We start from the raw sequence: 25707 nt of genomic DNA on the forward strand, positions 1-25707 counted from the left end.
AGAAGACGGAAAGCGTAAAATTGGGCTACACAAAAACGACATGTAGCCCAAAGGGGGGATTAGGCTAAGCCTAGCTTCTTTTCAAGGTAGTGAATATTAGTACCACCTGCAAAGAAGTTTTCATCGGCCATAATGGCGCGTTGAAGCGGGATGTTTGTTTTAATGCCCTCAACCACAATCTCTTCGAGTGCATGACGCATACGAGCAATGGCCTCGTCACGGCTTTCACCATAAGTGATAAGCTTTCCAATCATAGAGTCATAGTAAGGTGGCACATGGTAGCCTGCGTAAATATGCGACTCCCAACGAATTCCCAAACCGCCCGGCGCATGGAACATGGTGATAGGGCCTGGGCTTGGAATGAAGGTCTTCGGATCTTCAGCATTAATACGGCATTCAATCGCGTGGCCACGTATTTGAATTTGCGACTGATCAATCGATAAAGGCTGACCTGCTGCAATGCGAAGTTGCTCTTTAATAAGATCAACGCCGGTTATCATTTCAGATACGGGGTGTTCTACCTGAATCCGAGTGTTCATTTCGATGAAATAGAACTCACCGTTTTCGTAAAGGAACTCGAACGTACCTGCGCCGCGATAGCCAATTTCGACACAGGCTCTTCGGCAGCGATCGCCAATTTTGGTGCGCATTTGCTCTGAAATACCTGGAGCAGGTGCTTCCTCAACGACTTTCTGGTGACGACGCTGCATTGAACAGTCACGCTCGCCTAAGTGAATAGCGTTACCTTGACCATCCGCTAACACTTGAATTTCAACGTGACGTGGGTTTTCTAGGAATTTCTCCATGTAAACCGTCGAGTTACCAAAAGCTGCACCCGCTTCTGCCTGCGTTGTTTCGATAGCTTTGATGAGTTCTGCTTCACTGCGAACTACGCGCATACCACGACCACCGCCGCCGCCCGCAGCTTTAACAATGATTGGGTACCCAATACGTTTAGCAATAGCTTTGTTGCGTTCAACATCATCGGTTAAAGGACCATCAGAGCCCGGAACGCAAGGTACGCCGGCTTTCTTCATGGCATTAATTGCAGAAACCTTGTCACCCATGAGGTTGATAGTTTCAGCTTTAGGTCCAATGAAAATAAAGCCACTCTTTTCTACGGCTTCAGCAAAGTCAGCGTTTTCAGCAAGAAAGCCATAGCCTGGGTGAATGGCAATAGAGTTGGTGACCTCGGCCGCCGCAATAATGCGGGGAATGTTAAGGTAGCTCTCGGTTGCCGATGCTTTACCAATACAAATTGATTCGTCAGCCAGCAACACGTGCTTTAAATTTTTGTCCGCGGTAGAGTGCACAGCTACGGTTTTGATGCCTAATTCTTTACAGGCTCTCAAAATGCGTAGGGCAATCTCACCACGGTTAGCAATAAGTACTTTATCTAGCATAGTTAAGCACTCGCTTATTCAATGATGAACATTGGCTGGTCAAATTCGACAGGATCTTGGTTTTCAACCAAGATTGCCTTAACCACGCCGGCTTTATCTGCTTCGATTTGGTTCATCATTTTCATCGCTTCTACGATGCAAAGCGTGTCGCCTACTTTTACTTGCTGACCTACTTCAGCAAACGCCTTCGCAGTTGGAGACGATGCACGGTAGAAAGTACCTACCATAGGAGACTTAACAACGTGTCCTTCTGGTTGAGCAGGTTCTGCTGGTGCTTCTGATGCGGTTGTTGCTGCCGCAGCTGGCGCTGGTGCCATTTGCGGTGCAGCCGGCGCAGCAAAGCTGTAGTTCATTGGCGCTTGAATGCCAGTTGGACCACGGTGGATGCGAACAGACTCTTCGCCTTCAGTGATCTCTAGCTCGGCAATGCCAGATTCTTCCACGAGTTCGATGAGTTTTTTAATCTTTCTAATATCCATGTTCTGTCTCTGCGTTATTTTAACGATTTCGGTAAATTGATTGCTGCAGTCAGCGCGAGCGAATAGCCCATGGCACCAAGGCCAACAATGACGCCAGATGCAACATCAGAAAAATAGGAATGATGACGAAACGGCTCACGGGCATGAACGTTCGACAAATGCACTTCAATAAACGGTATATTGACGCTCAACAGCGCGTCGCGAAGTGCGACACTGGTGTGCGTAAAAGCAGCAGGATTAATAATAATGACATCAACAGAGCCCATGGCTTGGTGCACGCGGTCGATCAGCTCATATTCAGCGTTAGACTGAAAGTGCATCAAGGTCACGTTGCTCGAGGCAGCCTGCGCGTGCAAGTCATCCACGATGTCTTGCAACGTTTGCGTGCCGTACTTGTCGGGCTCTCTTTGGCCTAACATATTTAGATTAGGGCCATTCAATAACAAAATGTTCATCTAGTTTGCTGCTATCTTCGGGAAAAAATCACTCATTTCGCCATTTCAACAAATTTTTGTGATAGTTGCACGAAAAAACGCCAATTAATTTTCTCGTTTACTGTGTTAACTGATGATTATAGTGATAGATAAAGTTTTCGCAGCAAAATACTGGTCTAATCAGGTGTTTTCGGCGCAAAGTTTGTGTGTGTTTTTTAGTGTTATCCCCTGCTTGCAGCGCTATTGAGAGGTATGAGTACGTGATCTTAATGCGGGGGATTAATAGAGGTGTCGGCGAAGGAAAAAGGCACGCTTACGTATTTACCATGGTATTTCGCCACATAGATGCCGAAGTGCAAATGGGGTAAAGAAGAAAAGCCAGTGTTGCCGGTATAACCGATAAGTTGGCCCCGCTGCACTGTTTGCCCCAGTGTTACTGCCACGCCTTCATGTTTAAGGTGATAATACTCACCGGTGGTACCGTCAGTGTGAAGAATGGCGACATAATTTGCGTATTGAGCAAAGTCTGGCGTGGGCCCGCCTTTCGTTCCATCCTCTTTCATGTCTATGACTATCCCTTCTCTAGCGGCAAGAACAGGCGTTCCAATCGGCGCGGCGAAATCTAATGCATATCGCGACGGCCCTGAATGGCTGAATTCGCCGTTGAACCCTTGAACAATATGATAGCTATCCGCAGGCTGTAAGGGCGAAAAATAGGGGTAGTCGCTGTCATGATTGGCATCAAGACGGCCCACCGTCCACTTAACTCGCATCGATGCCCAAAACGCATTTGGATCTTCTGTCACACCTAAAGGAACAGATTCGTCCGTGTTTAAAAAAGCATTAGCGTGAAATTGGGGAGTAAGTTCACTTGTATCAGAGTGCAACTGAAACAGTTTGTCCGAATACAATGTAAGCACTACAGGTAACGAAACCTTTCGTTGAACTGATACTAAGTAAAGCGAGGAAGTTGAAGGGCTCAGCTCAAAGCAAAATCGCCTGTTATCAAAACAACCAATGTCTTTTGCCAAAACAGGCAAAGGTGCTAAAAGTAGACAACAAAAACTAAAAACAAATACACATTGCAACACTATCTTGAAGCAGCCTTTAGCATTAGCGTTAAAGGCCGCACTCCAAGTCCCGTTCGTTGATGACCTAGTCAGAACGCCCAGCCTCACGGATACTGTTAGCCGGTGGTGTATTAAGCCATTCATTAGCATGGTCGGCAAAGGCATCCGCTTTCATAAAACCAGTTACACGGGCTTTCGCTATTTCATTGCCATCTCTATCAAAGAACAAAATTGTGGGAAGTCCCAGCACGTTGAATGTATCAAAAACGTCCTGACGCTCTGGAGTGTTGTCGGTAAGATCCATTTGCATCCACACTGTATTGCTAAGCGCTTTGACGACGTTTGCGTCTGGGAAGGTGTATTGCTCGAATTCCTTGCAGGCCACACACCAGTCTGCGTACAGATCAACCATTACGGTTTTACCATTGGCGTTAGCAGCGGCAATTTTATTGCGTAAGTCTGCCAAATCTTTTGCAATTATAAAGTCAGGATGACCCGCATGCTCCCGTTTTGTATGCTCACCCCAAAGTCCGGTGTTAATGCCAGCTTGATAAGTCAGACCTGCACTACCCATGATCCCTACAGCAACTATCACGGCACGAACCAGCTTCATCATTGAATTGGGCGAGGCGCGATTAATTGCCCAGTAGTAGCCAAACAAACCAAAGCCGAGTAATGCCCATAAAAACGCTGTGTACGGACTTGAGTATAAACGTTCTATAAAGACAATCGCCACAGCCAGCATCATAAAGCCGAATGTCACTTTAACCACATTCATCCAATTACCCGCCTTTGGCAATAGCTTACCGCCCGTCACGCCAAAGAGAATAAGCGGCACACCCATACCAATACTCAGTAAATAAAGCGAGATGAAGCCGAGTGTCATATCGCCAGTCTGGGCGATAAATAACAAAATACCGGTTAGCGGTGCGGTGGTGCAAGGAGAGGCAATAAGCCCTGACAATACGCCCATTATGAACACGCCCGCAAAGCTGCCAGGCGTCTGGTTGTTACTCATATGAGTAAGCTTTTCTTGATATTTCGCTGGAAGCTGAATTTCAAAACCACCGAACAACGCGATGGCGAGGGCCACAAACAATACGATGAAAACGCCGAGTACCAAGGGGTGTTGAAGTGCTGCCTGAAACTGTGCGCCTGCCACTGCTACGACTAGACCAAGCAGTGAGTAGGTAATGGCCATGCCTTGCACATACACAAATGTTAGCCAGAAAGCATGTGAAACGGTTTTGGGCTTGCCTTGACCAATAACAATACCGGACACGATGGGATACATAGGGAACACGCATGGAGTAAACGCTAAGCCGATGCCCAACGCAAAAAAGAGAGCAAGGGTAAGGGGCAGGTTATCTTTATCGATAAGCTTTTGCGCCAAGTTAAATTGCTCGCTTTGCGACGACGAGGTTAACGTGTTATCCGAACGTGTCGTCGTACCCGCGTTTGTAGCGGAACTGCTTCCTACCTCGTTTAAATACACGACTTTTATAGTGGGGGGATAGCAGAGCCCAGCATCCGCACAGCCCTGATAGCGAACTTTAACCACACCATCACGACTGGCAGCTGTAATGGGTAGAGTAATGGATAGCTCGTCATAAAAAACCTCAGACTCACCGAAAAATTCATCCTCAATCATCACGCCGCTTGGGAAAGCGGGTTCGCCAATTTCGGCGTTTTTAGCCACAAATTTAAACTGCTTCAAGTACAAGTAATAACCGTCAGCAATATCAAAGGTAAGGGTTAAGGCGTCGTCTCTCTGGTCAAAGTCGAACGAAAAAGCTTGCTCTACATCTAAAAACTGGGGCTCATCGACAAATGGGTCATTAAAGGCATCTGGCACCTGAGCAAACGCAGCGGCGCCTAACAGCGACATTAAACAAAGCACTGAAGTGACGTATGCAGTGAAGCGATGAATAATTGAAGCAGTCGGGAGGGGGGCCGACATGAAAAACATAGTCATAAAGTTACGGTTCATTTTATCTATATTATCGTTTTGATTATTTTTGTTTAGCTAGCTCTGCAAACTAATTCTGCAACGTAGTTTGTAACCATTGGCCATAAGCGCTACTTGCCTCGGCGTTAAGCTCTAGCCATTCAGGTACATCATACGGATGAAGCTCGCTTACTCTATCAAATGCTTGAAGTACATTTTGCGTGTTGGTCTTGATGACAAGCTGACATTCCATGTCGATTTCTATTTTTCCTTGCCACTTATAGACCGACTCAATCCCTTTTATGATATTTACGCAGGCGGCGAGTTTTTCCTCAACTAGCGCGCTGGCAATCAATTGTGCCGTCTTCTCATCCGGCGTGGTACACAATACAAGCTTTATTGTCATGGCTAACGTTACCTATTTATGCTTTTTTTATTCGTACAGCAAAGATCAACACGCCCTAAATAGACCTAAAAAGAATCACCATTCTTTCACAAACAAAGTATATCACGGTCGTTATCGGTCGCTTTACGTGTCTATTTAAACGAAATGATGGGCACCTTTTCTTGTTATTACGTACAAAGTCACTATAACGGGTTATGAATACATAAAAGAGGAAAAGTTTTGCGGGTTTTATTTTTACTGTTTGCCCTATTACCTATTTTAGAGATTGCGCTGCTGATTAATGTGGGAAGCGTGATCGGCGGTTGGAATACCGTAGGCTTGGTGATTTTATCAGCATTTATTGGTGCGTACTTTGTTAAACGCGAGGGTGTGAGTACCTTGCAGACTGCACAAGAAAAGATGCAGCGAAATGAGGTGCCGGGAAAAGAGTTAGTTGAAGGTTTGATGCTGGTGGTAGCCGGTATTTTACTGGTCACGCCGGGCTTTATTACGGATATTTTCGGCTTCTTGTTAGCTATGCCTGGTTCACGTCATTTCTTTGCTGCACAGGTTGGCAAGCATATGAAAATGCGGGTTGTCACTCCAGGAATGGGGCCTGGTGCAGGTTTCGGGCAAGGCCAATCTCCCTTTGGACAGAGCCCATTTAGCGACAGACCCGAGTCAAGCCAAAGCGGTGACGATATTATTGAGGGTGAGTATACCGATTACACCAAGAATGACCCTGATAAACGCTTAAAATAGACGTTCTTTCCCATTTATCTACTTTTTTACCCCAACCTTATGCCATTTATCGTCATAGATGGCATTCCCATGACTACATGCCACGTTAAATTTTTTGAAAAAATAAATATTTAGCGAAAAAACCAATTTTTTTACATTTTTTTATTTAAAAACCCTTGAAGTTATCTGGGTACTACCCCATCTATCCGTGCAGAAACGATTTTAACTGCTCAGTAATGAGCAACCCAAGCACACAACATTCAGATTGTCTGGGTGTTGGTATCAATATTACTTTGAATAGTGGAATTTTCAGGAGACTTGAAAATGGCAATTCGTCCTTTACACGACCGCGTAATCCTTAAGCGCGCAGAGCAAGAAAGCAAATCTGCAGGCGGTATCGTTCTGACTGGTTCTGCAGCAGAAAAATCTACACGCGGTGAAGTGATCGCAGTAGGTAACGGTCGCATCCTTGAGAACGGTGAAGTAAAAGCGCTAGACGTTAAAGTTGGCGACACCGTTATTTTCAACGACGGTTACGGCGTTAAAACAGAAAAGCTGGATGGTGAAGAAGTACTTATCCTAAGCGAAAGCGACATTCTAGCGATTGTTGAGTAATTACAACTAACGTTAAAACGAATTTTAGAGGAATTGAATCATGGCAGCTAAAGAAGTACGTTTTGGTGATGACGCTCGCAGTAAAATGCTAAAAGGCGTAAACATACTAGCCAACGCAGTTAAAGTAACACTTGGTCCAAAAGGACGTAACGTTGTTCTAGATAAGTCATTCGGCGCTCCAACTATTACTAAAGATGGTGTATCTGTAGCGAAGGAAATCGAACTTGAAGACAAGTTTGAGAACATGGGCGCACAGATGGTTAAAGAAGTTGCGTCTAAAGCAAACGACGAAGCCGGTGACGGTACAACCACTGCTACTGTACTTGCGCAAGCAATCGTTACTGAAGGTCTTAAGAGCGTTGCAGCGGGCATGAACCCAATGGACCTTAAGCGCGGTATCGACAAAGCAGTTATTGCAGCAGTTGAAGAGCTTAAAGCCCTTTCTACTGACTGTGCAGACAGCAAGTCTATCGCTCAAGTAGGTACTATTTCTGCAAACTCTGACTCAGAAGTGGGCGATATCATTGCACAAGCAATGGAAAAAGTAGGTAAAGAAGGTGTTATCACTGTTGAAGAAGGTCAGGCACTTCAAAACGAACTAGACGTTGTTGAAGGTATGCAGTTCGACCGTGGTTACCTATCTCCATACTTCATCAACAACCAAGAAAACGGTACTGTTGAACTAGACAACCCGTTCATCCTATTGGTTGACAAGAAGATCTCTAACATCCGCGAACTACTTCCTACCCTTGAAGGCGTAGCGAAAGCAGGTAAGCCGCTAATGATCATCGCTGAAGATGTTGAAGGCGAAGCGCTTGCTACACTAGTAGTAAACAACATGCGCGGTATTGTTAAAGTTGCAGCGGTTAAAGCACCAGGTTTTGGTGACCGTCGTAAAGCAATGCTTCAAGACATCGCTATCCTAACGGGTGGTACAGTAATCTCTGAAGAGATTGGCCTAGACCTTGAAAAAGTTCAGCTTGAAGACCTAGGTACTGCTAAGCGCGTAGTTATCAACAAAGACAACACCACTGTTGTTGACGGTAACGGCGACCAAGAAGCGATTGAAGGCCGTTGTGCTCAAATCAAAGGTCAAATCGAAGAGTCTACGTCTGACTACGACAAAGAGAAGCTTCAAGAGCGTCTAGCTAAACTTTCAGGCGGTGTTGCAGTCATTAAAGTGGGTGCAGCAACTGAAGTTGAAATGAAAGAGAAGAAAGACCGCGTAGAAGATGCACTTCATGCAACGCGCGCAGCGGTTGAAGAAGGTGTGGTACCTGGTGGTGGTGTGGCACTAGTTCGTGCAGCAGCTAAACTTGCTGACCTAACTGGTGACAACGAAGACCAAACTGTAGGTATTAAGCTTGCACTGCGTGCAATGGAAGCGCCTCTACGTCAAATCTCTATCAACTCAGGTGCCGAAGCATCGGTAGTAGTTAACGCAGTGAAAAACGGCGAAGGTAACTTTGGTTACAACGCAGGTAACGACACTTACGGCGACATGCTAGAGATGGGTATCCTTGACCCAACTAAAGTAACGCGCTCTGCACTACAGTTCGCATCTTCAATTGCTTCACTAATGATCACGACTGAAGCAATGGTAGCTGAGCTACCTAAAGACGACGCACCAGGAATGCCTGACATGGGCGGCATGGGCGGAATGGGCGGCATGATGTAAGAATCGCCCCGCTTTCAGGGTCATTATAAATCAATGACTTAGAAGCCTATCGAAACCAACTGTGGTACGTTTTGTGTCACGGTTGGTTTCACACTTTTCCCTTAATCTTTTTCTACGATATTCCATCAGCTTTCCAATAGCTACCCCTTATCTTTACCTCAATCAAATAAGCTCTGTATGGCTCGCTACGATCACGTAACGTAGACATAAGCCAGTGCCTTACTGTGTCTGAAAGTCTTCTCACAGAAGACCTCACGATCTCCTATGAGTACAGGGGGGAGGGGGCGAGGTAATACCCTTCATATGCGATTGCGGCGTCCCATGCTTTTTGAAAAAAACGTGTGTTACTTTTGGTCATTTTTTGACTTCGACCTTTTCTTAAAAGCGGAATCAAACTCGGGTAGTATGAAAGATTCCTATTGGATAAATTTAATAACGCATATAAGTAAGGGAGTATTTAAATGCCAAAGGTTTGTGTATTTTGCGGTGAAAAGCCTGATGGTAAGTCAAAGGAGCATGTTGTTCCAAGATGGCTGATTGAACTTACTGGAGACCCTAAAAGAGAAGCTTTATTGGGATATAAAAAGGACCCTGAAAGCGGTTACGAAGAAAGGCGTTTTTCCTTCGATCAGTTCACTTTCCCTGCCTGTTTAAAATGTAATAACAAATATGCGAGTCTGGAAAGGGATGCCAAGGGAATTCTCGAAAAGATACTAAATGAAGAGTCAGTGACAACAGAACAGGCAAGTCTATTTCTAGATTGGCTTGATAAAGTCCGAGTTGGGCTTTGGTTGGGTATGATCCAATTAGATAAAACCTATGACTTGATCGCGCCAAACTTTCATATTGAAAGCCGTATTGCACAATACGATAGAATGTTAATCGTTGAAAAGACTGATGCGCAAACTCGTAAGCTAAACATGGTGGGAGTCGACACGTATTCCTTTTCATTAACTCCTTCAGCATTCGTACTGGTCGTAAATAACTATTACATAACGAATGTTTCGTACATGTATCTTTTTCATCGCAGGTTAGGTTTCCCATACCCCTCTGAGTTGTTTTTAAGAGCTGAAGATGATTGTGTGGAAGCAAGGTTTAGTGCTGGAAGGAATCGTATTATGGTTCCCTTATTAAGGAAAGCTATTAGGGAAAGGGGAATTATTCTGTATCAACCTATGTTTAAAAGCGGTTTGACTTTAAGTGAGAAAGTTGATTATGGGAATGATTATGTCAGAAGGCATAGTTTGAACTTTTCTGAGGGCGTTGGAAATATATTCTTAGAATCAGATGGGCAGCTGATTGAAAAAACGAGTGGGGAAGAATTCCGGCTAAGCCCAAGCGAAATTCAGCAAGACACTGAGCTTTTCTTCATTTCCGGTATTAATGTTTGTGAGTGGCAGAATTGGTTGGTTAGCCTCTTAGCCAAATCTGACAAATTAAAACCGGAACAAAGGAAATACATTAAAAGTAGATTCAATCTGGGTATCAAAATCAACGAACAATTTATTCAGAATCATAAAGCCCTACTGAAAAAATATACTACCTAGCTTTCTCCTCTGAGTGTCAACTACTTAGACTTTCCTTCTAACACTGTTAAAAACGTTAATTTGTATGTTGTTGACATGTGACATCTTAGGTGTCAATATCTCTTAAGTTTTTGACATTCATTAAGAGTACATTATGGCACTGATAGGATTCGCTCGGGTCTCCACTAATCAGCAAGACCTGACGTTACAGGTTGAGCGTCTGACTGAATACGGTTGTGAAAAGATCTTCAAAGGTAAACACTCCGGTAAGGAAGAGACCAATAAGCAAGCTTTAGCTTCCCTCATTGATTATGTTCGTAGTGGTGACACTGTGGTAGTGACCAAACTGGATAGATTAGGTAGGTCACTTTCTCAGGTACTCAGCTGTCTGGATACCCTTACAGATAAACAAGTTGGTTTCGTTGCGATTGAGCAAGGGATAGATACTAGCAACAATAAGGACCCTCTCAGTAAAGCTATGGTTCAGTTACTAGGTATGTTCGCTGAGCTTGAAAGGAATTTCATTATATCCCGTACCAGTGAGGGTAAGGCTGCTAGTGGTAACTATGGTGGTCGTAAACCCAAGTTAACCAATGAGCAGGAACAAGAGGTACTCACCAAGCTGTCTCAGGGAGTCAGTAAGGTTTTATTAAGTAAACAGTATGGTGTTTCACGGGCAACCATTTTAAACATCAGCAGAAAGGGCGATAAATAGTACGCAAGCAACCTTTATAATTGGTTATTCTTTCTCCCTGACAATAAGAACATAAAGAAAGAACGTTAAGATAAACAAAAGGTACAATTTAATAGTGATATTTCAATATTGATTATTAAACATGGTCTTATATCTATGTGTCACAGTGACTTTTATGTATTCCCCCTGACTATTAGAACCATAGAGGAAGAACATTAAGATATAACTTAATGAACCAGTCTGACCCTTTATGATTCAGTAAAACCAATACCACTCATTAATACTACCCATGGTTATATCTTAGTGATACAGCTACAGGCTGAAAACTGATGATCTCCCTATTCCCTTTCGAGTACAGCTATTTTGATAGCCTAAAGTATTTCACTTGGACTTACTTAGACAATAAAACCATGGAGTAAAAACAATATAAGGACAAAGAATATGAACACTATTGCTCTATCAAAAATCAACCTTCAAGCTCCAACTCAACTACGTCTGATGGAAAACCAAGCTCATATTGAGGAACTAGCACACGCTTATGCAGATAGAGGTTCTTTCCATGAGTTGCCTTGGGTAGCCTTAGTGAAGGAAACAAACGAGTATGTACCTATTGACGGTTTCCATCGCTTAATGGCTGTAGAGTGGCTGCACAACCAGAAGGACATCCAGACTGATGCAAACACGGAAGCAGTCGCTATTCGTTACTCTGAGTTTGACACAATGGCTGAAGCTATCATCGCTGCGGCTGGTGTTAACGCTACTCACGGTCTGAAGCGTCAGAAGGGTGACATCCAGAATGCTATCCGTACTCTGTTAGAATATAACCGCATTGACTTCATGCTTACCCCTTATAAGCTCAATAAGAAAGCCATTATGGAAACCGTGAAATGTTCTTCTCGTGCCTATGAAAAAGAAACAAGAGTTATCCGTTCTGAACTTGAAGCGCATCGTAACATCACAATGTTTAACCTCCATGAAGAAGGGCTATCTCAGCGTGAAATTGCTCAACGTATCGGGTGTGATCAGAAAACCGTATCTAATATTCTTCGTGAGGAAAAAACGCATGGGACGGATGTTCCTCAGATAAACAGTTTGGAGCCAAAAGGTGAGTCAATAGCGCATGATGCGGAAGTGGCTAAAGACGATGAACCATCAGTATTCACTCATAGTACCACTGCTACCGTAGCGGAAGACCCGTGGGCTGAGTTTGAGAAAGAAGATAGAAAAAAGAGTAAGCCCAAGACTCAAAAGGAATCCCTTAGTGATGATGAATTAACAAAGCTATTATCTGGTCTATCACCAAGGCAGCGAACCCTAGCGATTAACTACTTGACTGATTTCTGAGGTCATTAAGGCTCCAATTGGAGCCTTTTTAGTTACTGCCCCAAAAGCGCATAATGCGGAAACGGGGCATTTGAGTAGTAGCGAGGTCGAAGTTGAGTCAAATACGTATAATGCGCAAATGACTCAAAATGCTAGAAAGCATATAAACGGTGAGGTTGAAGTGGCGGACAAAATAGATGGTGTAACAAATCCGCACGAGGAGCAGGAGTCTTCATTACTTGCATTGCATCAGCAACCGTAGCGGAAAACTCATGGAGTGAGTTCGAGACGAGATTATCCCCCTGTGTCAGGATAGTTGTTGCCTCTGTTTTTCATAGTATTAGACAGGGTGCGGAAGTTAGGTATGAGTGAGACATTGTCCAGAAGAGCTTAAGAAAGCAGTAATTAGTAAGTTAATTGAAAGCGGTTTATCATTACGTGCAGTTTGCGCAAAGAGAAGGTATTCGCCGTTATGGAGAACATCTAAAACTATACATTGTCTTCTGTTGTGTAATTTTTTGTGTAATTTTTGGTTTAATTTTGTAGAATAGCTACCATTATAGATACATAAACCAACTCAGAGTGACGAGATATGCAAACTTTCAGAAAATTGGAAACTAGCCCATTAGTATCAGTGCTAATGGAAGTCCGTTTTTCTACCGTGCTATCACTCGCTAACTATATCGCTTCTATTCAGGATAAAGTAAGAGCTGATTATCCAATATTTAAGAAAGAAGCCGAGCAGCTAGTTGAAATTGACAATAATGGCTTGAAGGTGGAGAAAACGGATAAATATATTTTCTCCTCAAAAGATAAAGCCAGTGCATTTCACATAACCCCAAATAGACTTATTTTCATAACTAAAAAATATGGAGAGTTTGATTCATTTAAGGACCGATGCACTCGTCTACTTGAAGATGTCGCTGGAGTTATGAAAATAGGGCTTTACGAGCGTTTGGGGCTCCGCTATTCAAATTGTATTAGAGTTAGCGGTGACAACGAGAATGAGTTAAAAAAATTATTTAGCAGTGACGACGTATTTTTTAATCCGGCATTAGATGATTTAGGTTTGAAAGCCCATAGGAAGTCTGATTCATTGATAAAAACAGGTGAAGGCTTTTTAGTCATCAGGACCCATTTATCTATGACGAACGCTACTGTGTTTGATGATTTATCTTCTCAGAATCACATTGAATTGAAGCGAGATGAGACCCCATCTTTGCGTATGCTTTTAGATCTGGATCATTTTTGGGAGGATAACGAAGAACAGCAGGATTTTGACGTAGATGAAATTATATCTAGGCTAGGTCGACTACATGACTCAAGTAGATCTGCCTTTTGGAAACTTACGTCTGAGTACGCGAGGGATAATGTATGGCGTTAGCAACTTGTATAGCTTTTGGTTACGCGCTTGAAGCAGGTGAAGTGCGCCCTAGTGCGGGAGTAATTGAGCCTAAAGTTATTGCTTTAGCTAGTAATGAAAAATATCGCGGATACAGTTCTGGAGCCGATATAGCTTGGGAGTTTGAAGAAAGCGATCTTAGCGGCGGCATAATAGTTCGAAAAAGTGGGGCATCAGATGTTTCGCCAATCATCTCTAAGGTAAAAGATGACGACTCAAATACAAGTAAATGTTTGAAGTCAATTAAATCAGCTTTTTCTTTAAGTAATGAAGAGCTGTCTGCGGTCCTCCGCTCGAGCAGAAAAACTCTTCATAATTGGATGAACGAAGGCGCTTTTCCAAATAAATCAAAAGCGAGAAGAATAGTTGATATTAACGAGATAGCCCAGGCATGGAGAATCAATGGATACGATAAATATCCTGAGATGCTACATCAGAGGAACCAAGAGAATGTTAGTATTTTAGATATGCTAGCAATGGAAGAGCTGGATAAGGAAGATATATTGTTTAGAGCTTCAGGTTTACACTTTCAGCAATATCCAGCTGAAACACTCGAGGATCCGTTTGCATAATGTTTCAAGAGGGGCTTGGTAAGGTTCTTGAGGAGTCTGGGTGGTTGCAAGGAGCAATCATTAGTCATTCAGATGCAAAAGAAATTCTGCAGAGTTCTATATGTATAGATGTTGACCTAGAGTCGATAGACAGTCGAAAGTTTGTTCTACTTGTCGCAACTCAATCTTGTAATTTGGTAAATGACGTTGTTCAGACTGTTCAACTATGTATAGCTGAGCTCATTGAATCACCAAACCCTACATTCGAATATAACAAAAACCCCAGAAAATTAGATACCTTTTACACCATTCTGGGTGAAGATGAAGATTCTGAAGACATATCGAAGCAATACATTAGGATTGATATTCTAGAAAAAGTGTTCGCTCCAAAGGCGATACTGACTTCAATAGATTTTGAGAGAAGCATTAAGTTTTCAGAGCTTGAAAAGCGTAGCTTTGTTGATTGGTTGGGAGCTCATTATACAAAGCCTGCACTCCCGACAGATTTCAATGATGCTTTATCTGCAATTCCGCCTAAAAAACGTAGAAAAGTAGAAAAAGAGCTCAGTAAAGACTTCTTGGGCTTCTATGTGAAAATATTTCCCAATAGAGAATTGCAAGAAGGTGAGCAGTACGAAATCCAACTGCTTGGGTTGATGATGGATGAGTCTGATGAAACCAGTGCAGAGCAAGCAATGTTAAAATACAAGGAGCTAATTGAAAACTCTGGAATAAAAGTGACAGCCACGGCTGTTAGAAGGAAAAGCCAAGTTAGCATTGCTATGTTCGATGACTTCTCGAGAATATATTTGGATGAACTCTCATATCGAGAGGGTGATAACTACCCTCCCGACCTTAAGTTTTAAAGCCATTCCCACTCAATTTGAGCTGCAATAGTATCCACAGTCTGCTTCAATCGTTTAACATCATGGCGGGCATAGTGACCAAAGCTCATTGTCGCTCCGGTTTTGTGACCCGCAACGTAAGCAACATCAAACTCACTGAGTCCCTCTGCACGTTGACCAGCGGTTATGAAGTGATTACGAAGTGAATGGAAAGACCGTGTAGAGTCATCAGTAATCTGACTGACTTTAAAGCGAGAGAAGCTACGCCCTGCTGCTTTATGGTCAATCTTTAATGGTAACGGTAGGTCAGCTACTTGCTCAGCTAAAGGGATGTACCGTGCTGCGCTTTCAGTTTTACCTTTTTGTACCACAAGGCATTTAATCCCTTCTACCACCTCAACGTCAGCATTGCATAACTCGCTGATACGCGCCCCAGTATACAAACCAAGTTTAACCAATGGTTTCACTTCATCAGGGCAATCAGATAAAACCTTACGTAATTGCTCCGTGCTGAACAGTTGCTTACGCTGCGATGATCCACTTTTATATGGGCTTAAATCATGGTCCCCAAATGGACTTTGCTTAATGGATATTTCACCCAGTTGAAAAGCATGAGTCCAGATTGACTTAAGGCGTGACAGATGAGCAGCAATAGTGCCATGAGCATATTCATCGCCAAGGTGTTCAACGTATGCCACAACAGACTTTTTATCGATGTCCTGAAGACCAATATCATTGACTCCCATAAAGGTGAGAAACCTTTTGAGGGACGAATTAAGCTTTTGCTTTGTATCGTCTGACAGTGAGGTCTTACGGGCAAGTAGGCTACTCAGAGCCTCTTTGATCGTATATGTATAGGGGTGATTCGTCTCCCCATAAGCAACCTGTCTATAAGCAGCTCGAGCGATAGGATTACGAGGGAAGAAGTCATCATAAAAGAGACCAGAATTAACATCCTTAATTCCTTCACCGTATTCCTCAGCCACCTGTAGGTGTTTCTTAAAGGTTTCCCTTTCTGGACTCAATGCGGATTGCATTTGAATTGCTAATTGTCCGTTGTATCTGTCTCGTTTTAATCTGGCTGTTTTAATACAGCTCGTATTGAGGCTGAATGTGATATGTGTCTTGCCAACGTGGAGATGAGCAATAGCTTTAGGTACTCTGCGGTGATAAACGTAAGTGTCGTGATGCTTTTTAATGTGTTTATTTAATGTAGTCATAATTAATCCCTTTGTAAGTTTGTGTACCGGAATGTGGAACGCCAAGTGGCTTACATCCCTCTAGTAGTCAGGGATTAAGGGAATCGTAGGTTTTGGGGAGACTTTGATGTAATCCACCCACAAGCATAATGCTTAATAGAAAGGCGCTACTCGTTGGAGTAGCGCCTTTTTTGTATCTTTTGCGCCTCTGCATTATTGTCCTACCATCGGCAGATTAGTTGCTGTTGTACGATAGGCATATCGTCTTTCCTTTGTGCCTATCATCCCAGGAACAATTAAATCGACCCCGCAACTAAAACAAGTAATCAAAAAGAAAGGGTTTAACTGTCTTTACTGTCTTATTTGTCTTACTTATTTCCATGCTAAAACAAAGTTATACGTTTTTATGCATTTCATAAGCTTATGAAATTAAACGTTTTTGTTGTATTTTTGGTCATTAAATAAATGTATCCAAAAGTATAATGGATAAAAAATAAACGAAAACCATACTTTTTAGCATTACATTAACATAATTTAATTTAAGGAAGCAGTTCAATTATCAATGGAAGAAAACTGAAGCCTCATTTTTTTGAGGTTTATACACTTGTGACCAAATGTACTAGTACTTTCATTGAAAAGCGCATCTCTGTCAGTTTTACGATTTGGTTAGTGAAAAGATAAAAAGACTAAACTTAGAGGTAAAACCAATGGGTGTAATGACGTGGTTAGATGAGTTTTCTTCTGCAACCGATGCAAAGCAAGCCCTGCGTAACAAACAGGCACTGAAGGCTACTACATGCTGCATCATGATGGCAGATGCTAATCGTAACATTATTTTTGTAAATGATGCGGTTAAAAAATTATTGAAAGATAACGAGTCGAAACTCAAAGCAATCTTGCCAAATTTTTCAGCTGATAATTTGGTTGGGCAAAACATAGATCAGTTTCATAAGAATCCATCTCATCAGCGCAATGTGTTGGCTGAACTTAAAACAACCATGGTTTCTTCTGTCAGCATTGGCGACTTGATATTCAAGCTTACCCTTACGCCACTGTTTGACCAGTCAAACAAAAATATAGGAACGATGGTTGAGTGGGTCGACCAATCCGAACTATTAATTAAAACCACTATGTTGAATGTACTTAACAAGGCACAAGCGGTGGTTGAATATAGCGTAGACGGTATCATTCAGAATGCTAACGATAAGTTTCAAGAAATAACGGGCTACGATCATTCCGACTTGGTCGGAAATCACTATAAAACGTTTTGTACAGCAAGTGAGAAAAAATCTGAAGCATATTCCGAATTCTGGAGAGATTTACGTAACGGCAATGAGCAAGAAGGCGAATACTGCGTTGTGAACAGTAACGGAGATGAAATTTGGCTCCAAGCCTCTTTTAACCCTGTTACAAATGAGGCTGGCAAAGTAATCAGAATAGTGCAATTCGCAAGTGATATCACAGAAGTAAAATTGAAAAACGCCTATTTCGAAGGACAGATAGATGCGATTAATAAAGCGCAACCAGTCGTTGAGTTTGATATGGGCGGAAAGGTTTTGCATGCCAACGATAACTTTCTTTCTATGATGGGCTACAGCCTGGAAGAAATAAAAGGACGTCATCATAGTTTATTTGTCGACGAAGAGTTTAAGCGAAGTATTGAGTACAGCCAGTTGTGGGACCAACTTCAAGACGGAATTTTGGTCAACGGCGAATTTAGACGTATGGGTCGAGGATCTAAAGAAGTATGGATCCAAGCCTCATACAACCCCATATTTGACCTATCTAGAAAGCCTTTTAAGGTCGTTCAGTATGCTGTAGATATCACGGGCAGAAAACAGGCCATCAACGATATCAAAGCCACGATGGGTGAATTAGTTAAGGGTAATTTGGATTGCAAAATAGAACATAAATTTGAGGGTGAGTTTGAGGTTCTTGGAAATGCAATAAATCAGTTTGTTGAACAGATGTCTAACACAATTGGGGCAATTTATACTGCCGTTGAGACTATCAATACCGCTTCATCAGAAATTGCGACGGGCAATTCAGACCTTTCAAGTAGAACAGAGCAGCAGGCTTCTAGTCTAGAAGAAACGGCCTCAAGTATGGAGGAGTTAACCGGTACGGTTAAGCTTAACGCTGAAAACGCGGAGCAAGCTAATGCGCTCGCATCGCAAAGCTGCGGCGTGGCAACTCAAGGCGGCGAGCTTATCAGCCAAGTCGTTGAAACCATGTCACTCATCAACGAGTCAGCACAAGAGATATCCGACATTATCGGTGTCATTGACGGTATTGCCTTTCAAACAAATATTCTGGCGTTGAACGCTGCTGTCGAGGCTGCAAGAGCTGGCGAGCAGGGCCGAGGTTTTGCTGTCGTTGCATCAGAAGTGAGAAGCTTGGCTCAACGTTCTGCCGAAGCAGCAAAAGAAATCAAAGAGCTAATTTCTAATTCAGTGAGCAAAATAGAGAGTGGAAATACGCTAGTAAGGCAGTCTGGTGAGACGATGGAAAAGGTTGTGGATTCGATTAAACGGGTAAACGATATCATGACGGAGATCGCGGCTGCTAGTTCAGAACAAGCTTCTGGCATTGAGGAAGTAAGTAAAGCCATTGTTCAAATGGATGAAATGACCCAGCAGAATGCAGCGCTGGTTGAAGAAGCAGCGGCAGCCGCAGAAAGCCTTCAACATCAGGCTGGAAATTTATCGCAAAAAGTGTCGATGTTTAGCGTTGCTGAAAGAAACCGAGAAGTGTATTCACCTGCTTTATCATCTGTCAGCCACGATGGAGGTTCAGATGGAAAGTCACTTAACCATCTCAATGCGTTAGACAAAAAACATACGCTTAAACCTAGTATTCCCGCATCAAGCGAATGGGAAACGTTTTAATCTAGGAGAAGGTCTCAGCTGACTTAACGTCGGCTGAGATTTTTTGTGCTGTATATAAGTTTTCAAGGTAACGTTTTTAACTACCTTTAATATATTAACACTATTAGAGTGTGAGGGATTTAGTAGGGTATACTTATTGAGTTAGTCTTAAACTCCATAAACCACGATACACATTAGGTCCTTTTCATGGCAACGGCATCCGCACTTCACATCTTGGTGAAAACAGAGAAAGAAGCACTTTCTATCTTAGAGCAGCTTAAAAAGGGCAAAGACTTTGCGACGTTAGCGAAGCGTCATTCCAAATGTCCATCGGGTAAGCGAGGCGGCGACCTTGGTGAATTTCGCCGAGGCCAAATGGTAAAAGCCTTTGACGACGTGGTGTTCAAGAAAGACGTACTAAAAGTACATGGGCCAGTGAAGACACGCTTCGGTTATCACCTTATAAAAACGCTCTATCGTAGCAATTAATACCGCAGCCACTAAAGCCGAAGTCGCTACAGCTGAGGCAAGCCCGGCTCCCATTTTTCTCCGCATACTGAATTCTTTGTGAATACGGCGTAGGGGCTGTTAGTTTCGTGAAGTGAACTGCGTAGCGCTGCGCCGTGATCTACCGTGATAAACGGTGTGTCAGGAGTATTGCCTTGTTCATCCAGCCTAAAATAGTCGCTGGTGTAGCTAGTTAGCATCATGCGTTTGTCGTATCCCATATCGCTAAGGCGAACTCGGGTAATGGCTTTGAATTTGGCGTTTTGGTCTGAAAGGCCTACGATTTTCTTAAAAAAATAGCCTTTGTCAGATTGCAGCTGAGAAAAGCCATTTAACGTGCCGATCAAGGTCTTTAAATCTATTGCTTCGCGCTGCAGCATAAAATCGTGATGAATGGCATTGCCATCTTTTCGAAGGCTGTCTTTTGAAGGCGATTTACCGGCAGTATAGGCTTGTTCTGCTTCTAATGAAGAAAGGTTCTCTTGCCCATCCTCTGCATAGTGAAACAGTGCGCTTGTATTCATATTTACGTAGTAGTCACTGATCCCCGCCGGTACCACTTCAAATAGCATAACATCTGGGGTGACGGCGCCTCTTTCTTCGGGTGTTTGCGGGCCTTTTGCTGCGCATTTGTCAGAAATAAAATAGTAATATTGACCGGCTTCAATGGCGAAGACGGTATCAGAAAGCACTGCGCAGATGGCCAGAAGCATAATCCGAGACGTGAATTGTTTAAATGCTGTTGCAGCACTGCCTTTTTGCATATCAAAGACGCCTTATTGTTTGATGCATTTATCTATACTACCAATGCATGCGGACTGGTATACGGCGTCATTGTAAGGGGTAGTGGGTAAAAGCGCGAGTTAAGCTTTAGAACGCGCTTTGAATTCAGGTGACAGCTCAGTCTAAAGCCAACAAGAAATCGAAGACTCCAGCCCACCGTTAACGGGGGCGAAGGACAATAGTGTCGCTAGAGTAGTCTGAAGATATCTGTAGATTGTCAGCAAGGGCGGCTATAAGCGCGTCTACATCATTGGTATTGAATAGCCCCGCCACTTGCATATTGGCAAGCGTAGCATCACCTAAAACAACAGTTTTATCCGTATATCGGCTGACCTCTTCAATCACGTCAATTAATGGCTCGCCGCGAAATACAATCTTGCCTTCCCGCCAGCTCAAGTCATTCGCAATATCTTCATCTGATACGGTTTCAACGGTGCTGTTAGGTAAAGATAGAAGCGACTTTTCACCTTGAACTAACGTCAGTGGTTGAGCCTGCGCTTTAATAATTGGATCAATAATGCTTTCGCCATTCGCTTTGTTAAGTGTATAGCTGGCGACTTCTACAACGCCTTCGGTAACGACCAATTCAAGGTCACCACGATGATATTGCACATTAAATGCAGTACCAACCGCCTGTATAGCTTTACCTGCTGCAAGTACATTGAGCGGGCGTGATTTGTCTTTCGCCACTTCGATATGAAGCTCACCTTTGACAAGCTGAATAACCCGTGAAGTCTCAGTAAAGGCAATGTTCACTTGAGAGTTGGTGTTTAGCCATAGTGTACTGCCGTCCTCTAAGCTAATACTCTTGTGCTCGCCCGCTTTGGTCGACGCTTGTAATGAATAGTTTGCCACTTGGGTAGCCGGTATTTTTTGGCTAGAAACTGAAAATAAATCGATGCCTTGGTAGCTTAAAAAACCCACCATCAAAAATGAGGCTGCAATGGCCAGAGGGCGCTTCCAAGTCACGGTGCTGTTTGTTTTGTGTTTGGCGTTAGGCTCAGGTGTATGGGGTACGATATCAGCCAGTTCACTAAGCACCGACATCTTGTCCCACAACGCTACCATCTCTAGGAAAGTGTCTCGATGCAATGGCGTTGCAAGCCATTTTTTCAGCGCTTTCATTTCTTCGTCATCAAGCCCCTCGTCTAGCTTCACAAGCCATTCGCTAGCGACATCAAGCACACGCTCGTCGCTGTTAAACTGAACAACGTTGCTTTGGGTGTCTGATTTGTCGGTTTTAGTTTCGTTTTTCGAGCTATTCATGGGCGTCTCTCTTTACATCCGCCGTACTGTGTTGCCCACCACTTTGATAAACATTCGACCGTGTATGCGACGTCGTTTGTCGTCGCATAAACAAAGTGCATCTTTTTATACCTTCCGCAATATGCTTTTCCACGGTTTTTTCGCTTATCTCTAATTCTTGGGCAATCTCTTTAAGAGAGTAGCCATACACTTTCTTTAACACAAATGCGCGCCTGCATTGTTTGGGAAGGGCGCGCACTGCGTCACAAAACAACTTAAACTCTTGCTGGGTAGCGTTGTTATGAAATGTCTCGTCTTCAACACCGCTAATTGCGCTTTCCAGCGCTGCCGCAACTTCAACGCTGTCGTCTACCATGCGTGTTTCTGCACGCTTTAAATGGTCGTAAGCTAAGTTTTTTGCGGTTCTAAATAAAAACGACTTGGGCTCTTTAATATGCTCAGTAGTTTTCGCCTGACACAGGCGCACATACGTATCCTGCAGTATGTCATCTACTTCTTTAGGCGGCACTAGACGCGAGAGCATTTTGGCCATCGAGCCGCGCGCCGACATATAGGCATTATGTATGGCTGTTTCTATGGGCATATTTTTATTTTTTTTCGTTGTTACTTACTAAGACGACAGCCACATTATTTTCCCCCAGTATTTTCATCATTATCGCTAAAAAAATAAATTTGTTAATAGGTTGTATATAATGCGTCGCTGGTTTACAACATCAGCAATCAACACAATGCAGAATGACGCGGGGTATCACAAACTTCCCCACAAATCATAATAACAATAGCGTAAATCAAATATGCCTGTGGCAAATAACCCATTCGACACACTACCCCAGCTGCCTTTTAAGCCTAAAGCTTTAACGGTTGCGCTGTGTATGGTGTCGTTAGGCGCAAGCCATACTGCTATTGCTCAATCAGTGCTTTCTCACCAACAAGCTGAAGTAATTACTCAAAATAAGTCGCCGCTTCCAGCGATAAATTTCATTATTCCCGCACAAAGCGCTGATGAGGCAATCATTGCGTTTGCTAATCAGGCCGAGCTGACGGTTGTCTTTCCCTTCAATAAAGTCAGACATGTCATTGCAAACGAAGTAAGTGGTAACTATACGCCGCAGGAAGCAATAGAAAGGCTTTTAGCTGGAACAGGTCTGAGTGCTGATATTGTTGATAACACCCGAATAAAAATAGTGCCTGCTAGCGATAGTGACGAAAAGAGTCACTTACTTGGCCGCCTTTTTAACGCCATTACCGCGCAAGACGATAGCATGGTGACTGTACCTGACGAGCAAGGTAGCTATGATATCGAATACATTGAAGTAAGAGGCTTGAGAGCGCGCGTCGCTCAATCGGTGGGGATTAAACGCAACGCGAACGTTATCATTGATACTATCCAGTCGGTGGATATGGGTAAGTTCCCCGACCAAAACCTCGCAGAAGCGCTGCAGCGAGTGTCTGGTGTATCTATCGACCGCGCAGAAGGAGAAGGGCAACTTGTGACGGTGAGGGGCTTTGGGCCTGAATTTAATCGGGTTTTATTAAACGGCAGGCCCATGGCAACCGATAAACTCGGGCGCGAATTCAGCTTTGATACACTGGCTTCTGAGATTGTCAGTAGTGTAACCGTGCACAAACAAAGCCAGGCGACCATGCAGTCAGGTGGCATTGGCGCTACGATTGATGTTCAAACTGCTAAACCTTTGTCCTTCAAGGGAATGCGGGCGGCTGGCAACGTTAAAATGCAGTACGATACCAACTCGCAACAATACGCGCCTTCAACGTCGGCTATGTTCAGCAACACCTATTTAAATAACGCGCTTGGCATTCTAGCCGCTTTTACTCAGCACAAGCGCCAAGCGCGGTTAGAAGAAGCGCAAATCGATGGCTGGTTAGTAAATACTAACGTACCTGAAAGTGAGCTTTCTGATGACGTTCCTACGCTATACGTTCCTAGAAATTACGATCAAAGAGTGCGTTTTGACGATAGAACCCGTACGGGGTCTGCGCTCGTTTTACAGTATCGACCCAATAACAAGCTAGAGTTTACTGCCGACTATTTGGGGTCGACGTTCGATGTGGAGACCTCGGCAACCTCAATGGGGCATTGGTTCACGTCAAGTAACCTTGAAGATGTTACGGTGGATAAAAACGGTACAGCGGTGTCTTTTTCACAAAACAGCGGGCATGCCACCGACTTTCACGCGCGCACTTTTAACCGTTCATCGACCTTAAAAAGCTTCGGTTTTGCAGCAAACTATATCGCAAGCGATATCGTAATTGTTGATGCTGATCTGTCTTATTCAATGGCTAATGTGGATGACAATAACGGAGAGGGCAATTCTCTCTCGCTTATCGGCTATTTAAATCGCTCTTCATTCGACCACACTCAGTCAAACATATTGCCGGCTATATCGGGCTTTGAACAAGCCAACCCTCGTCAAGTTAACGCTTTGGGTGAGCCAGTGGGGGTATCCCATTACTTAGACCCAGCTAACGGCCGTTCCCACGTTATGCTGCGCAGAGGATGGAGTGTTGACGACGATATAGGACAAGCAAAAATCAATGTAAGCGTGCTTGGCGACGATAACTGGTTTAGCAAAATTGACGTTGGCGGGGCACTCACTCAACGCGAAAAAGCCAATGAAAGAAGAGACAATGAAGCAGACGCAAGACACTGCACTTTTTGTGGTTATTTCGACGCACCGGATATTCCCGATAGCTTCCAAACCATATTTGACGCAGGCGACGATTTTCTTGGGTCGATCAGCGGGCATGAAAACATTCCTCATCAGTGGTTGCGTCACGACGGCGATGCGTTATTCAATTATTTAGAAAACGTTGGAAAGGTCAGCTTAGCTGCTGAAACACGAGGGAGCTCTTTCGCGGTTAAAGAAACGGTGTACGCAGGGTATGTTCAAGCCACTTTTGAAAAAGATTACGCGCCTTGGTTTATCGATGTGCATGCCGGGCTACGCGCTGAGTATACTGACGTAAAAGTAAGTGGTGTCGATGAACAGTTATCGGCGTTAGTCATTTTAGATCAAACCGAACTGGGGCAAGAGTTTGGTGCATCGGTAAGCATTGATGAATCGTCAGACTATACCAATGTTTTACCGAGCGTGAGCTTTAAAGCCAGTTGGCTAGATAGCTGGGTATTTCGAGCCGCTTATAATCATAGTATTACCCGCCCAACTTTAGAACAGATGGCACCGGGTGTAACCTACACCACCACGCGACAAGGTGGCGATTTACGCGCGCGTATTGGCAATGCTCAGCTATTGCCCTTTGAGGCAAAAAACTTTGACTTGGCCGTTGAGCATTACTACCAAGAAAATAGCTATCTATCGGCAGGTTACTTTAGAAAAACGGTAGATAATTTCATTGTTAACGAAAGCAGTACGCAGTCCTTTAATAACGTAACCGACCCCAGTACTGGCACAAATCCAAATGCGGTTGACGATGCTGATGCGTTAGCGCAGTTTTCCGTAATATCTCCTAGCAACGGTGAGTCTGCAACGGTTGAAGGAGTAGAAATAGCAGTGCAGCATTTGTTTGGCGAGTCAGGGTGGGGAATTCAGGCCAATGCGAGCTTTGTAGACAGTAACGCTGAATTAGACACTGCCAATATTCGCTCAACCTTTGCACTTACGGGGTTGTCTGGGGCAAAAAATTTGGTGCTTTTTTATGAAAGAGACGCACTGCAGTGGCGAGTGGCTTGGAACCAGCGAGAGGGTTTTTTGCAATCACTCAATCAAACACAAAGCACCGAACCTACCTTTGTGAGCCCTTATAAGCAGTGGGATATGAGCCTTTCATATCAGTTTAGCCCCCAAGTTTCCCTGTTCTTTGAGGGCATAAATATTACTAACGAAACCGTGCACAAGCGCGGGCGATTCGATAACCACCTATTGCTTGTACAGGACGCAGGAGCCCGTTACGCTTTGGGAGTTAATATTACCTATTAATTGCCGTTTCAGCGTTTGTTTTAGAGTGCACG

At 43.6% G+C, this 25707-nt stretch carries 23 protein-coding genes; 13 read left to right on the forward strand and 10 right to left on the reverse strand.

Features of this window, described 5'->3' with window-relative positions; genetic code table 11:
* Positions 1-59: 59 nt before the first annotated feature.
* The 6 genes from accC to cutA form a co-directional block, all read right to left on the reverse strand.
* The gene (accC, locus tag GVO63_RS16975) at positions 60-1403 is read right to left on the reverse strand and encodes an acetyl-CoA carboxylase biotin carboxylase subunit (RefSeq protein ID WP_159491571.1); all 1344 of its coding nucleotides are present in this window, start codon (positions 1401-1403) and stop codon (positions 60-62) included.
* Between the two features lie 14 nt (positions 1404-1417).
* Complete coding sequence (accB, locus tag GVO63_RS16980) at positions 1418-1882, reverse strand: acetyl-CoA carboxylase biotin carboxyl carrier protein (RefSeq protein ID WP_159491569.1); 465 nt, start codon at positions 1880-1882, stop codon at positions 1418-1420.
* A 14-nt stretch (positions 1883-1896) separates the two neighbouring features.
* Positions 1897-2337, reverse strand: coding sequence for a type II 3-dehydroquinate dehydratase (gene aroQ / locus GVO63_RS16985; protein WP_159491567.1), 441 nt, complete (start codon positions 2335-2337; stop codon positions 1897-1899).
* Positions 2338-2582: 245 nt separating this feature from the next.
* Complete coding sequence (locus tag GVO63_RS16990) at positions 2583-3356, reverse strand: M23 family metallopeptidase (protein WP_236552194.1); 774 nt, start codon at positions 3354-3356, stop codon at positions 2583-2585.
* 115 nt (positions 3357-3471) lie between these two features.
* On the reverse strand, positions 3472-5346 hold the full coding sequence (locus GVO63_RS16995; RefSeq protein ID WP_236552199.1) for a protein-disulfide reductase DsbD: 1875 nt from the start codon (positions 5344-5346) through the stop codon (positions 3472-3474).
* A 79-nt stretch (positions 5347-5425) separates the two neighbouring features.
* Entirely contained in the window at positions 5426-5740 is a 315-nt protein-coding gene (gene cutA / locus GVO63_RS17000) for a divalent-cation tolerance protein CutA (RefSeq protein WP_159491561.1), read from the reverse strand.
* Positions 5741-5959: 219 nt separating this feature from the next.
* Between cutA and GVO63_RS17005 the strand changes: the two genes are divergently transcribed.
* From GVO63_RS17005 to GVO63_RS17050, 10 genes are all read left to right on the forward strand, one after another.
* Positions 5960-6481 carry an FxsA family protein gene (locus tag GVO63_RS17005; protein ID WP_159491559.1) on the forward strand — a complete coding sequence of 174 codons (522 nt, stop codon included), beginning with the start codon at positions 5960-5962 and terminating at the stop codon, positions 6479-6481.
* Between the two features lie 303 nt (positions 6482-6784).
* Complete coding sequence (locus GVO63_RS17010; protein ID WP_012520088.1) at positions 6785-7075, forward strand: co-chaperone GroES; 291 nt, start codon at positions 6785-6787, stop codon at positions 7073-7075.
* 40 nt (positions 7076-7115) lie between these two features.
* Positions 7116-8753, forward strand: a complete 1638-nt coding sequence (groL, locus tag GVO63_RS17015; RefSeq protein WP_159491557.1) for a chaperonin GroEL — start codon at positions 7116-7118, stop codon at positions 8751-8753.
* Between the two features lie 461 nt (positions 8754-9214).
* The gene (locus GVO63_RS17020) at positions 9215-10300 is read left to right on the forward strand and encodes a hypothetical protein (RefSeq protein WP_159581458.1); all 1086 of its coding nucleotides are present in this window, start codon (positions 9215-9217) and stop codon (positions 10298-10300) included.
* Between the two features lie 133 nt (positions 10301-10433).
* The gene (locus tag GVO63_RS17025; protein ID WP_159581460.1) at positions 10434-10994 is read left to right on the forward strand and encodes a recombinase family protein; all 561 of its coding nucleotides are present in this window, start codon (positions 10434-10436) and stop codon (positions 10992-10994) included.
* 420 nt (positions 10995-11414) lie between these two features.
* Positions 11415-12317, forward strand: coding sequence for a helix-turn-helix domain-containing protein (locus tag GVO63_RS17030; protein ID WP_159581462.1), 903 nt, complete (start codon positions 11415-11417; stop codon positions 12315-12317).
* Positions 12318-12387: 70 nt separating this feature from the next.
* The gene (locus tag GVO63_RS17035) at positions 12388-12558 is read left to right on the forward strand and encodes a hypothetical protein (protein ID WP_159581464.1); all 171 of its coding nucleotides are present in this window, start codon (positions 12388-12390) and stop codon (positions 12556-12558) included.
* A gap of 330 nt (positions 12559-12888) precedes the next feature.
* Positions 12889-13680, forward strand: a complete 792-nt coding sequence (locus tag GVO63_RS17040; RefSeq protein WP_159581466.1) for a TIGR04255 family protein — start codon at positions 12889-12891, stop codon at positions 13678-13680.
* On the forward strand, positions 13671-14270 hold the full coding sequence (locus GVO63_RS17045; RefSeq protein ID WP_159581468.1) for a hypothetical protein: 600 nt from the start codon (positions 13671-13673) through the stop codon (positions 14268-14270). Before GVO63_RS17040 ends, GVO63_RS17045 begins: the two co-directional genes overlap by 10 nt.
* On the forward strand, positions 14270-15115 hold the full coding sequence (locus tag GVO63_RS17050) for a hypothetical protein (RefSeq protein WP_159581470.1): 846 nt from the start codon (positions 14270-14272) through the stop codon (positions 15113-15115). The genes GVO63_RS17045 and GVO63_RS17050 overlap by 1 nt, the downstream gene beginning before the upstream one ends.
* Here GVO63_RS17050 and GVO63_RS17055 read toward each other — a convergent pair.
* A complete protein-coding gene (locus GVO63_RS17055) occupies positions 15112-16314 on the reverse strand; it encodes a phage integrase SAM-like domain-containing protein (RefSeq protein WP_159581472.1) in 1203 nt (400 codons plus the stop codon). The genes GVO63_RS17050 and GVO63_RS17055 overlap by 4 nt on opposite strands.
* Before the next feature lie 686 nt (positions 16315-17000).
* Here GVO63_RS17055 and GVO63_RS17060 point away from each other — a divergent pair.
* Together GVO63_RS17060 and ppiC are read left to right on the forward strand one after the other, a co-directional pair.
* Positions 17001-19181, forward strand: a complete 2181-nt coding sequence (locus GVO63_RS17060) for a methyl-accepting chemotaxis protein (RefSeq protein WP_159581474.1) — start codon at positions 17001-17003, stop codon at positions 19179-19181.
* A 186-nt stretch (positions 19182-19367) separates the two neighbouring features.
* On the forward strand, positions 19368-19649 hold the full coding sequence (gene ppiC / locus GVO63_RS17065; protein WP_012520075.1) for a peptidylprolyl isomerase PpiC: 282 nt from the start codon (positions 19368-19370) through the stop codon (positions 19647-19649).
* A 26-nt stretch (positions 19650-19675) separates the two neighbouring features.
* On the opposite strand, the gene GVO63_RS17070 is transcribed toward ppiC, so the two are convergent.
* The 3 genes from GVO63_RS17070 to GVO63_RS17080 all read right to left on the reverse strand — a co-directional run bounded on the left by GVO63_RS17070 (position 19676) and on the right by GVO63_RS17080 (position 22299).
* Positions 19676-20431: a hypothetical protein gene (locus tag GVO63_RS17070; protein ID WP_159581476.1), complete on the reverse strand. Its 756-nt coding sequence runs from the start codon at positions 20429-20431 to the stop codon at positions 19676-19678.
* A gap of 178 nt (positions 20432-20609) precedes the next feature.
* A complete protein-coding gene (locus tag GVO63_RS17075) occupies positions 20610-21716 on the reverse strand; it encodes a FecR family protein (RefSeq protein ID WP_159581478.1) in 1107 nt (368 codons plus the stop codon).
* The gene (locus tag GVO63_RS17080; protein WP_159493858.1) at positions 21709-22299 is read right to left on the reverse strand and encodes a sigma-70 family RNA polymerase sigma factor; all 591 of its coding nucleotides are present in this window, start codon (positions 22297-22299) and stop codon (positions 21709-21711) included. The genes GVO63_RS17075 and GVO63_RS17080 overlap by 8 nt, the downstream gene beginning before the upstream one ends.
* 289 nt (positions 22300-22588) lie before the next feature.
* Between GVO63_RS17080 and GVO63_RS17085 the strand changes: the two genes are divergently transcribed.
* On the forward strand, positions 22589-25675 hold the full coding sequence (locus GVO63_RS17085; protein WP_159581508.1) for a TonB-dependent receptor: 3087 nt from the start codon (positions 22589-22591) through the stop codon (positions 25673-25675).
* The last annotated feature ends 32 nt before the right edge of the window (positions 25676-25707 follow it).

It is taken from the genome of Alteromonas sp. KUL106 (assembly GCF_009811415.1).
Lineage (GTDB): Bacteria > Pseudomonadota > Gammaproteobacteria > Enterobacterales > Alteromonadaceae > Alteromonas.